The sequence below is a fragment of the Actinoallomurus acaciae genome, from assembly GCF_042429965.1.
Classification (GTDB): Bacteria; Actinomycetota; Actinomycetes; order Streptosporangiales; family Streptosporangiaceae; genus Actinoallomurus; species Actinoallomurus acaciae.
Map to the genome: position 1 here is coordinate 1 of NZ_JBHLZP010000325.1, position 11,259 is coordinate 11,259.

An 11,259-nucleotide genomic window follows, 5' to 3' on the forward strand; every position below is an offset into this window, starting at 1 on the left:
CGGGCGCCGCGCGCGCCGTGCACCTCGTCCGTACCGGCTCCGCCGAGGACGAAGTGCAGCGGGCAGTCGCGCTGGCGGAGCACGGCGGCGAGCGGGAACAGCGCCGCGCTGGCGTGTCCGACGCCCAGCAGAATGCAGGTCACCGGGTCGCGCGGCAGCGGGAACGGCCGGCCGAGCGGCCCGGCGACATCGACGATGTCGCGCGGGCGCAGCCCGGCGAGCCACTGCGTGCCCTTGCCGCGGACCGTGAAGACGATCTCGACGGTGCCACCGAAGTCCGGCTTGACCTCGCGGACGGCGAAGCAGCGTCGCAGCAGCATGCTGGACTGTTCACCGCCGACCGCGAGGGCGACGAACTGGCCGGGCCGGAAACGCTCGGCGACGCCCGGGGCGACGAAGGTCATCGTCTGGTACGCCCCGACCCGCCGCGTGGTGAGCACGGTTCCCGGCACCTGCACCGGCGACGAGTCCGTCACTCGCCTCCTCCGCTCAACGGCTCCCCCTGAGATGCTCCGCGTGCTCCTGCAGCGACCGCACGCCGACGTTGCCGGCGGTGATCGCCTCGATGCCCTGGACCGCGGCGCTGAGCGCCTGCACCGTGGTGAGGCACGGAACGCCGCGAAGCACCGCCGCGGTGCGGATCTCGTATCCGTCGAGTCGCGGACCGGACTGTCCCGGGCTGCCGAACGGGGTGTTGACGATGAGGTCGACCTCGCCGTCGAGGATGCGCCGCACGATCGTCGGCTCGCCGTCGGGCCCGGATCCGGCACTGTGCTTGCGAACGATCTTGGCATGGACGCCGTTGCGCCGCAGGACTTCGGCCGTGCCCTCGGTTGCGAGAATCTCAAAACCTAGGTCAGCGAGGCGTTTGACCGGGAAGATCATGGCTCGTTTGTCCCGGTTGGCCACGGAGACGAAGGCACGTCCCTTGGTCGGCAGCGAGCCGTACGCCGCGGCCTGCGACTTGGCGTACGCCGTGCCGAAGTCGGCGTCGATCCCCATGACCTCCCCCGTCGAACGCATCTCCGGGCCGAGGATCGTATCGACGCCGAGCCCCTCGGGGGTGCGGAACCGGTCGAAGGGCAGCACCGCCTCCTTGACCGCGATGGGCGCGTCGAGGGGCAGGTCTCCCCCGTCGCCGGTCGCGGGAAGCAGCCCGTCGGCGCGCAGCCGGGCGATCGGCGTGCCCAGCATGACGCGGGCGGCGGCCTTGGCGAGCGGCACCGCGGTCGCCTTGGAGACGAACGGCACCGTACGAGAGGCCCGGGGGTTGGCCTCCAGGACGTAGAGGACGCCGGCGGCGAGGGCGTACTGCACGTTGATCAGGCCGCGGACGCCGATCTCCCGGGCGAGGGCCTCGGTGGAGGACCGGATGCGGGAGATGTCCTCGTGCCCGAGCGTGATCGGCGGCAGTGCGCAGGCGGAGTCGCCGGAGTGGATGCCGGCCTCCTCGATGTGCTCCATGACGCCGCCGAGGTACAGGTCGGTGCCGTCGTAGAGCGCGTCGACGTCGATCTCGATCGCGTCGTCGAGGAACCGGTCCACCAGCACGGGGTGTTCGGGGCTCCACTGGCCGCCGCCGCCCGTGGCCCGGTCGATGTAGGACCGCAGGGTGTCCTCGTCATAGACGATCTCCATGCCGCGTCCGCCGAGGACGTAGGAGGGCCGGACGAGGACCGGGTAGCCGATCTCGCCGGCGATCCCCGCGGCCTCCTCGTACGTCGTGGCGGTGCCGTGCTTGGGCGCGGGCAGCCCGGCGCGTTCGAGGACGCGGCCGAACGCGCCGCGCTCCTCGGCGAGGTGGATGCTCTCGGGCGAGGTGCCGACGACGGGCACGCCGGCGTCCTTGAGGCGCTGCGCGAGGCCGAGCGGCGTCTGCCCGCCGAGCTGCACGATCACCCCGGCGACCTCGCCGGTCTCCTGCTCGGCGTGCCTCCAGGACGTCCTCCAGGGTGAGCGGCTCGAAGTAGAGCCGCCCGGAGGTGTCGTAGTCGGTCGAGACGGTCTCGGGGTTGCAGTTGACCATCACGGTCTCATAGCCCGCCTCGGCGAGCGTGAAGGACGCGTGCACGCAGCTGTAGTCGAACTCGATGCCCTGGCCGATGCGGTTCGGCCCGCTGCCGAGGATGATCACCTTGGGCTTCTCGCCCGGCGGGACCTCGGTCTCCTCGTCGTAGGTGGAGTACAGGTACGGCGTCTCGGCGGCGAACTCCGCGGCGCACGTGTCGACGGTCAGGTAGACCGGCCGGACGCCGAGGGCGTGTCGCAGCCCGCGGATCAGCTCGGCGGACACGCCGCGGATCTCGGCGATCTGGGCGTCGGAGAACCCGTGCCGCTTCGCCTCGCGGAGCGCCTCGGGTTCGAGCTGCTCGCCGGTGAGCGTCGCGGCGATCTCCTCCAGCGCGGCGATCTGGTCGAGGAACCACGGGTCGATCGCGGTCGCCTCGTACACCTCCTCGATCGTGGCGCCGGCCCGCATCGCCTGCTGCGCCGCGCGCAGCCGGCCGTCGTGGGGCCGGGAGGCCCGCTGGAGCAGGTCGTCCTTGAGCGCGGCGCGCTCGTCCGCCGGCAGCGTCTCCGGCCCCGGGGCCCAGGAGAACGACGCCCCGGACCGTTCGAGGGACCGCAGGGCCTTCTGCAGCGCCTCGGGGAAGGACCGGCCGATCGCCATGGCCTCCCCGACGGACTTCATGTGGGTCGTCAGGGTCTCGTCGGCGCCGGGGAACTTCTCGAAGGCGAACCGCGGCGCCTTCACCACGACGTAGTCCAGGCTGGGCTCGAAGCTCGCCGGGGTCTCGCGGGTGATGTCGTTGCGGATCTCGTCCAGGGAGTACCCCACCGCGAGCCGGGCGGCGATCTTGGCGATCGGGAAGCCCGTGGCCTTGGAGGCGAGCGCGCTGGACCGCGAGACGCGCGGGTTCATCTCGATCACGATCATGCGGCCGGTCCGCGGGTCGATCGCGAACTGGATGTTGCAGCCGCCGGTGTCGACGCCGACGGCGCGGATCACGGCGATGCCGACGTCGCGCATCCGCTGGTACTCGCGGTCGGTGAGCGTCATGGCCGGCGCGACGGTGATCGAGTCGCCGGTGTGCACGCCCATCGGGTCGACGTTCTCGATGGAGCACACGACCACGACGTTGTCGTGCTTGTCGCGCATCAGCTCCAGCTCGTACTCCTTCCAGCCGAGGATGGACTCCTCCAGGAGCACCTCGGTGGTCGGGCTGGCGGCCAGGCCCGCGCCGGCGATGCGACGCAGGCCCTCCTCGTCGTAGGCCATGCCGGATCCGGCGCCGCCCATGGTGAACGAGGGCCGCACCACCATCGGGTAGCCGAGCGTCTCGGCGGCGGCGAGGCAGTCGTCCATGCTGTGGCAGATGACGCTGCGCGCGGACTCGGCGCCGATGTCGGCGACGATCTGCTTGAAGCGCTCGCGGTTCTCCCCCGCCTGGATGGCGTCGACGTTCGCGCCGATCAGCTCGACGCCGTACTTGTCCAGGGCGCCGGACTCGTGCAGCGCGATCGCGGTGTTGAGCGCGGTCTGGCCGCCCAGCGTGGGCAGCAGCGCGTCGGGGCGCTCCTTGGCGATGACCTGCTCGACCGTCGCGGGCGTGATCGGCTCGACGTACGTCGCGTCGGCGATCTCCGGGTCGGTCATGATCGTCGCGGGGTTGCTGTTGACCAGGGCGACGCGGAGCCCCTCGGCCTTGAGGATCCGGCACGCCTGGGTGCCGGAGTAGTCGAACTCGGCGGCCTGGCCGATCACGATCGGGCCGGAGCCGATGACGAGGACGGACTCGATGTCGGTACGGCGCGGCATCAGACCCCCTGCGCGGACGCGATCGCGGCGACGGCCAGAACGGCCACGGTCAGCAGTGCCGCGACGGCGGCGGCGAGGAGCGCGCGCGGGCTGGGCGCCTTCGCGCGCAGGACCGCGTCATTGGGGTCGACCGGAATGTGGCCGTGCGACCCGGCGTCGGACGCGTGGTCGGCCTCGTGGCTGGAAACGTCGCTCATTTCCTCATCAGCTCGCAGAAGGTCTCGAAAAGGCCGGTGGCGTCGTGCGGACCGGGGGCGGCCTCGGGGTGGTACTGGACGCTGAACGCGGGACGGTCGAGCAGCCGCAGCCCCTCGACGACGCCGTCGTTCAGGTCGACGTGGGTGACCTCGGCGCGGCCGAACGGGGTCGCGAACGGCCCGTCGAGGGGCGCCTCGACGGCGAAGCCGTGGTTGTGGCTCGTGATGTGGACCCGGCCGGTCGCGCGGTCCTGCACGGGCTGGTTGACCCCGCGGTGGCCGAATCGCAGCTTGTAGGTGTCCAGGCCGAGGGCGCGGCCGAGCATCTGGTTGCCCAGGCAGATGCCGAACACCGGCCGGCCCTCCTCCAGCACGCCCTTCATCGAGTCGACCGCGTAGCCGCACGCGGCCGGGTCGCCGGGCCCGTTGCTGTAGAAGACCCCGTCCGGCTCCAGCGCGAGGATCTCCTCGGCGGTCGCCGTCGCGGGCAGGACGTGCACCTCGCAGCCGTGTTCGGCCATGCGGCGCGGGGTCATCGTCTTGATCCCCAGGTCGACGGCGGCGACCCGGTGACGTACCTCGCCGTCGGGCCGTACGACGTAGGGCTCGGGAGTGGACACGACGCGGGCCAGGTCGGCGCCGATCATGTCGGGGCTCGCCAGGACCCGCTCCAGGAGCGCGGCGGGCTCGGCCTCCTCGGTGCTGATGCCGGCCCGCATGGCGCCGCGGTCGCGCAGGTGACGCGTGAGCGCCCGGGTGCCCTGCACGGCGATGCCGACCACGCCGTACGCGCGCAGTTCGTCCTCCAGGGACCGCCGCGCCCGCCAGTTCGAGGTGATGCGCGAGGGCTCGCGCACGACGTACCCGGCGACCTGGATCCGCCCCGACTCGGGGTCCTCGTCGTTGACGCCGGTGTTGCCGATGTGCGGAGCCGTCATGGCGACGATCTGCCGGGCGTAGGAGGGGTCGGTGAGGGTCTCCTGGTAGCCGGTCATGCCGGTGTTGAAGACCACCTCGCCGAACGCCTCGCCCTCGGCTCCGTACGCGGTGCCCTGAAAGGTGCGCCCGTCCTCCAGGACGAGCAACGCCTGCTTCATGAATCTTCCTTCGTCCGGGGAGTGACCAGAGCCACGTGCCTGCTGACTCGCTCGCTTCGCTCGCTCATGCGACCTTGCCCTCCAGAACGGTCGGACGCCCGCGCAGGAACGTCGCGTGGACGCGGCCGGGCAGTTCGAGCCCGGCGAACGGCGTGTTGCGGCTCTTGGACACCGAGGCCGCCGGGTCGACCACCCTGCGCACGCCGGGGTCGTACAGGGTGATGTTGGCCGGCGCTCCCGGAGCGGGCAGGTGCCCCTGACCGGCGAGGCGGCCGATGCGCGCCGGGCGTACGGACATGCGGTCGGCCAGGCCGGCCCAATCGAGCAGCCCGGTGTCGACCATGGCCGTCTGCGCGACCGACAGGGCCGTCTCGAGCCCGATCATGCCCATCGCGGCGGGCGCCCACTCGGTCTCCTTGGCCTCGACCGGGTGCGGCGCGTGGTCGGTCGCGACGCAGTCGATCGTGCCGTCGGCCAGCGCCTCGCGCAGCGCCTCGACGTCGGCCTTCGTACGGAGCGGCGGGTTGACCTTGTAGATCGGGTCGTAGGTCTCGGCGAGCTCGTCGGTGAGCAGCAGGTGGTGCGGCGTCACCTCGGCGGTGACCTGCCAGCCCTTGCTCTTCGCCCACCGGATGATCTCCACCGAGCCGGCCGTGGAGACGTGGCAGACGTGCAGGCGGGATCCGACGTGGGCGGCGAGCAGGCAGTCGCGGGAGATGATCGCCTCTTCGGCCACGGCCGGCCAGCCGGCCAGGCCGAGGCGCCCGGAGACCTCCCCCTCGTTCATCTGCGCGTGCTCGGTCAGGCGCGGCTCCTGCGCGTGCTGGGCGACGACGCCGTCGAAGGCCTTGACGTACTCCAGCGCCCGGCGCATCAGGACCGCGTCGTCGACGCAGTGGCCGTCGTCGGAGAAGACCCGTACGTGCGCGGCGGAGTCGGCCATGGCGCCGAGCTCGGCGAGCTGACGGCCCTCGATGCCGCGGGTGACCGCGCCGACCGGGTGCACGTCGCAGTGCCCGGCCTCGCGGCCGAGGCGCCAGACCTGCTCGACCACGCCGGCCGTGTCGGCGACGGGTTCGGTGTTGGCCATGGCGTGCACGGCGGTGAACCCGCCCGCCGCCGCGGCCCGCGTGCCGGACTCGACGGTCTCGGCGTCCTCGCGGCCGGGCTCACGCAGATGGGTGTGCAGGTCGACGAGGCCGGGCAGGGCGATGAGGCCGTCCGCGTCGACCGTCTCAGCGCCCTTGGTGTCCAGGCCCGTGCCGATCTCGGCGATGACGCCGTCTTGCATGCGGATGTCCCGCGCCTCGCCGCCGAGAATGCGGGCGCCCTTGATCAGGTACGTCATTCGCCTTCCGTTCTGGTGTTGCCGATCGCGGGCTCGGAGCCGCCGAGGAGGAGGTAGAGGACGGCCATGCGCACGGTCACGCCGTTGGCGACCTGCTCGACGATGGTCGAGCGCGTGGAGTCGGCCACCTCCGCGGCGATCTCGACGCCGCGGTTCATCGGGCCGGGGTGCATGACGAGCGCGTGCTCCGGCAGCGCGGCCATGCGCCGGGCGTCCAGCCCGTACCTTCTGCTGTACTCCCGCACGGTCGGGAAGTAGGCGGCGTTCATCCGCTCCTGCTGCACCCGCAGCATCATGACGACGTCGCTCTTGGGCAGGACCGCGTCGAAGTCGTAGGCGATCTCGCACGGCCACGTGTCGACCGCGACCGGGAACAGCGTGGGCGGCGCGACCAGGGTGACCTGGGCGCCGAGGGAGTTCAGCAGCAGGACGTTGGAGCGCGCCACGCGGCTGTGGAGGATGTCGCCGACGATCGTGACCCGCCGGCCGTCGAGGTCGCCGAGCCGGCGCCTCATCGTGTACGCGTCGAGCAGGGCCTGGGTCGGGTGCTCGTGCGTGCCGTCGCCGGCGTTGACGACGCTGCCGCGGACCCAGTTGGCGAGGCGGTGCGGCGCTCCGGAGGCGCTGTGCCGGATCACGACGCCGTCGGCGCCCATCGCCTCGAGCGTCAGCGCGGTGTCCTTCAGGCTCTCGCCCTTGGACACGCTCGACCCCTTGGCGGAGAAGTTGATCACGTCCGCGGACAGACGCTTGGCGGCCGCCTCGAAGGAGATCCGGGTCCTCGTCGAGTCCTCGAAGAAGAGGTTGACGACCGTACGGCCGCGGAGCGTGGGCAGTTTCTTGATGGGCCGATCGGCGATGCTCGCGAGTTCCTCCGCGGTGTCGAGGATCAGCAGGGCGTCGTCCTTGGTCAGATCGGCCGCGGAGATCAGATGCTGTTTCACTTGCCGGCCTCCAACAGGACGGCGTCGCGGCCGTCCACCTCCTCGACCAGCACCCGCACGGTCTCCTTCGCGCTCGTCGGCAGGTTCTTCCCGACGTAGTCGGCGCGGATGGGGAGCTCACGGTGGCCGCGGTCGACCAGCGTGGCGAGCTGGACCGCTCGCGGGCGGCCGAGGTCGTTCAGGGCGTCGAGGGCCGCACGCACGGTGCGGCCGGAGTACAGAACGTCGTCGATGAGCACCACGACGCGGTCGTCCACGCCTTCGGGCGGCAGTTCGGTACGCCCGAGGGCACGGGCCGGCCGCAGGCGGAGATCGTCGCGGTACATGGTCACGTCGAGGGAACCCTGCGGGACCGGGCGCCCCTCCACCTCTTCGATCCGCCGGGCGAGGCGCTCGGCGAGAGTCACGCCTCGTGTCGGGATTCCGAGGAGAACGATGTCCTCGCCGCCTTTGGTGCGTTCGAGGATCTCGTGGGCGATTCGGGTGAGGGCGCGGCGAATGTCCGGCGCTTCGAGTACTGATTTGTGACTCATGTCACCATTGGGAGAGGGCCTGTGCGGAGGCACAGAGGCAGCACTCACCGTCAAACCTCCTTTCCCGCCTCACTGGACGGGCCTTAAAGGATCGGCCTTTTCACGGTAGCAGCCCGTTGCCGACGCACCGCCACCTGGTGGCATGGCGTTTGCCCAGGCAGAGACGGTACGGTGTCGGCCCTGACAGTCACGGAAAGCCTTACCCGGCAAGGGTTTTCGCCGCTTCGACGGCCGAGGTTCGCGCCAGAAGCGCGATGACGGATTCGACCGCTTTTTTCCAATCGGCTTGACCTGGAGGCGTACCCGTTTTACCGTCACTGTCCGTAACCATCCCAGGAGATGGACCCCTCGGGCAGCCGGCCCCGGCCGGTTGACAGTGCGCCTCATGACGCACGCGTTCTCGTGGAGGCAGGGGCACATCCGCCCCTTGGTCCCCTCCCGGGTCACGTCGACGACGAGAAAGTGAGCCTGGGGGCCGCAACGATGCCGTCTGAATACGCAAAGGCTCTCGGCGCGAGGCTTCGCGCCATCCGCACCCAGCAGGGCCTGTCCCTGCACGGTGTGGAGGAGAAATCACGTGGCCGCTGGAAGGCCGTCGTCGTGGGTTCGTACGAGCGGGGCGACCGCGCCGTCACCGTTCAGAAGCTGTCCGAGCTCGCCGAGTTCTATGGCGTGCCCGTCTCTGAGTTGCTCCCCGGCGGGGCCGCACCGAGTCCGCTCGGCCCGACCCCGAAACTTGTGATCGACCTTGAGCGACTCCAGCAGCTTCCGAAGGACAAGGCCGGTCCACTCGCCCGCTACGCCGCGACGATCCAAAGCCAGCGGGGCGACTACAACGGAAAGGTCCTGTCCATCCGGCAGGAAGATTTGCGATCTCTGGCGGTGATCTATGACAAGTCACCGACCGAACTGACTGAGGAACTCATCGGCTGGGGCGTCCTCGACCCTGAGGCACGCCGCGCCGTGGAAGCTTTCTGAGCCGTACCCCCCGAGGTGGTGCGGTGATCCCGTCCGATCACCGCACCGCATCGGAGGGGCCGCGCTGCCCCATGCCCTCAATCGGCCGGGCTTCGCCCGCGCCCGTACGGCCACGTCACCTCACTGCCGTTCCTCCACCGGCGACCCCGGCCCGGGCGTCGCACCACCCGTCTCCGGGGCTCCTGACCATCGGTCATGCCGACGCTGGATAGAGCGACACCGGATAGAGCTCGGTCGGCCCTCCGCGAGCACTCCCGCGAACCGGCCGTACGCCGTCCTCCCCGCGCGCTCACCCGACCACGTTGTCGGACTCGCCCACGGGCTTGAGAAGCCGACAGCGGCTCTAAGAACGCTCGCCCCACCGCCCGTTCCCCCGCGGTTCCCTTCCCGCCGCGAAACAGCCACCCCGCCGCAGGCCGCCTTTTCCCCCGCGGCGACACCGCCGCCCTGCCGCAGGCACTGCCTCCCTCCCCCAGCAAAACGGCCGCCCTGCCGCAGCACTGCCTCCCTCCAGCGAAACCACCGCCCTGCCGCAGGCACTGCCTCCCTCCTCCCCAACGAAACAGCTGCCCTGCCGCAGACACGGCCTCCCTCCCCGCACCGAAACAGCCGCTCCGCCGCAGATGCCGCCTCCCTCCCCCAGCGAGACCGCCGCCCTGCCGCCCTCTCCCCAGCTAACGGCCGCCCCGCCACAGGCGGCCGTCTCCCTCCCGGGCGCCGTACAGGCGGCTGTCGCCTGGCGCACGCCGATACGCGCGAGCGTTCGCCGCGCGCGACGGACCTCCGCGCGAACCGAAGAGACCGGCGGCGGCTCCCACCGCAATGACGGCCGACTGCCACCAACGCGGGTGAAAGCCGCCGCCGGCGGCGAGACGTCGACCCGTCGCCCTCAGCCGACGAGCGACGAGCGAACCAGGCTGCCCCAGCGAAACCGCCGCCCCGCCGCAGATGCCGCTTCCCTCCCCCTGCGAAACGGCCGCCCCGCCGCAGGTGCCGCCCTACGGCGATCGCATCGGGTGATCGTGAAGATCTTCGCTTTCCCGGCCTCGCGGACACCGAGTTCAGGTGGTAGCGGCCTGCGGGTCCCGCCGGTTGGGCAGAGAATCTCGACGGGACCCGCGGCCGGACCGGCCGCTCCGGTGATTGAGGCCGGCCCACCCGGGACGCACCGGACATCCCGCAATGTCACCACGTGCGCCCCGGGGGCCACCGCCATCCCCACCGGCGCGCCCGGCGGGATGACGATGCTTCATCGATCACTCAAGACGGATAGACGGATAGACGGTCCGGGAAACGAATCCGGGCGGACCCGGCCGCGACGACCACGCCGAAACCCGAGGCCGAAACCGACCGCAGGCAGCCCGGCTTAAGGCGACGGACCGAAGCAGGTACAGATGCGGAGTAGATACCGCGCCGGAGATGGGCCGAAGACCCGATCCCGGCTGGAGCCGGGCAGGAAAGCGCCGAAGAAGCCCGAACAAAGCAGGCACGAAGAGCCTCCGACCAAGGCCGGATGGAAGGCACCGGCCAACCGGCCGGGCCGGGTTCGAGCACAAGCCACCCCGGCTGATAGGCCCGGCCGGGCTACAAGTAGGCCCGGCCACGAGCCGCTCCTCCGCCGACCAACCCGGTACGGCCCAGGCGCGAGCCGCTCCCCGGGCGACAGTCCGGAGCTCGGCACAGCACGAACACAAGCCGTTCCCGGGCCGACAGACCGGCCCCAGACACAAGCCATCTTTCTCCCACCAGCCCAGCGCAGCACGGACACGAACCGCTCCGTCGCCGACAGGCCCGACCCACGCACGAGCCGCCTCTCCACCCGCCAGAACAGCATGGACACAAGCCCCCCCGCCGACCCATCCGGCACGGGCAGGAACTGCTCCGCCACCCGCCAGCCCAACGGCGCAGATACAAGCCGCCGCTCCGCCGGTCGGCCCGGTGTGGACACGGGCACAAGGCGCTCCCCGAGCCTGGCGGCTGGGCGGCGGCCAGTGCCCCACCGGCTCGGTCTCTCTGCCACCTCGGTCTCTCTGCCGCCTTGGCCTCCCCGCCGCCCTGGCCTCCCCGCCGCCATGGGGGCAGATATCCGCCCGCCCGGGTGGCTGGCCGTGTCAGTTCTGTGGGTCGGTCGTCCGGTTTCACGGGCACACGCCCCCGGTGGGCGGGCCGTGGGAGAACGGCGGATCGTCTTCGGCGGAGGGGGTCGCCCGAGTTCGGCTTGCGGACAGGTCGGGCCGAGCTTCCGGAGACTGTGCGCGGCCCCTCGCACGCCGCCGGGGCCGTGCGGCAGGCGCAGGGCTCCCGGCGGGCATGCGGAACAGGTCGGGCCGGGCTCCCGCAGA

Annotated in this window: 7 protein-coding genes and 1 pseudogene; 1 reads left to right on the plus strand and 7 read right to left on the minus strand. The window is 71.4% G+C overall.

All coding sequences use genetic code 11. The features are described from left to right. From ACFFNX_RS32630 to pyrR, 7 genes and pseudogenes are all read right to left on the minus strand, one after another. Positions 1-476, minus strand: a 476-nt coding sequence (locus ACFFNX_RS32630; protein WP_512699867.1) for a ferredoxin reductase domain-containing protein, incomplete at its 3' end; no start/stop codon positions are given. A 13-nt stretch (positions 477-489) separates the two neighbouring features. Beyond that, positions 490-3,820 (minus strand): annotated as a pseudogene (gene carB / locus ACFFNX_RS32635) (carbamoyl-phosphate synthase large subunit). Further along, on the minus strand, positions 3,820-4,017 hold the full coding sequence (locus ACFFNX_RS32640; RefSeq protein ID WP_378209720.1) for a hypothetical protein: 198 nt from the start codon (positions 4,015-4,017) through the stop codon (positions 3,820-3,822). The pseudogene carB and the gene ACFFNX_RS32640 overlap by 1 nt, the downstream one beginning before the upstream one ends. Then, positions 4,014-5,114 carry a glutamine-hydrolyzing carbamoyl-phosphate synthase small subunit gene (carA, locus tag ACFFNX_RS32645; protein WP_378209721.1) on the minus strand — a complete coding sequence of 367 codons (1,101 nt, stop codon included), beginning with the start codon at positions 5,112-5,114 and terminating at the stop codon, positions 4,014-4,016. The genes ACFFNX_RS32640 and carA overlap by 4 nt, the downstream gene beginning before the upstream one ends. A gap of 64 nt (positions 5,115-5,178) precedes the next feature. Continuing rightward, positions 5,179-6,462, minus strand: coding sequence for a dihydroorotase (locus tag ACFFNX_RS32650; RefSeq protein WP_378209722.1), 1,284 nt, complete (start codon positions 6,460-6,462; stop codon positions 5,179-5,181). Then, a complete protein-coding gene (locus ACFFNX_RS32655; RefSeq protein ID WP_378209723.1) occupies positions 6,459-7,406 on the minus strand; it encodes an aspartate carbamoyltransferase catalytic subunit in 948 nt (315 codons plus the stop codon). Before ACFFNX_RS32655 ends, ACFFNX_RS32650 begins: the two co-directional genes overlap by 4 nt. Further along, positions 7,403-7,939 (minus strand): bifunctional pyr operon transcriptional regulator/uracil phosphoribosyltransferase PyrR, encoded by a 537-nt coding sequence (gene pyrR / locus ACFFNX_RS32660; protein ID WP_285566747.1) that lies wholly within the window; start codon positions 7,937-7,939, stop codon positions 7,403-7,405. Before pyrR ends, ACFFNX_RS32655 begins: the two co-directional genes overlap by 4 nt. A gap of 483 nt (positions 7,940-8,422) precedes the next feature. On the opposite strand from pyrR, the gene bldD reads away from it, so the two are divergent. Then, positions 8,423-8,917: a transcriptional regulator BldD gene (gene bldD / locus ACFFNX_RS32665; RefSeq protein ID WP_141961424.1), complete on the plus strand. Its 495-nt coding sequence runs from the start codon at positions 8,423-8,425 to the stop codon at positions 8,915-8,917. Positions 8,918-11,259 lie beyond the last annotated feature (2,342 nt).

Excerpts from the sequence above, each read along its gene's own strand:
- ACFFNX_RS32640 (WP_378209720.1), bottom strand. The coding sequence starts at position 4,017 with ATGAGCGACGTTTCCAGCCACGAGGCCGACCACGCGTCCGACGCCGGG.
- carA (WP_378209721.1), bottom strand. The coding sequence starts at position 5,114 with ATGAAGCAGGCGTTGCTCGTCCTGGAGGACGGGCGCACCTTTCAGGGC.
- ACFFNX_RS32650 (WP_378209722.1), bottom strand. The coding sequence starts at position 6,462 with ATGACGTACCTGATCAAGGGCGCCCGCATTCTCGGCGGCGAGGCGCGG.
- pyrR (WP_285566747.1), bottom strand. The coding sequence starts at position 7,939 with ATGAGTCACAAATCAGTACTCGAAGCGCCGGACATTCGCCGCGCCCTC.
- bldD (WP_141961424.1), top strand. The coding sequence starts at position 8,423 with ATGCCGTCTGAATACGCAAAGGCTCTCGGCGCGAGGCTTCGCGCCATC.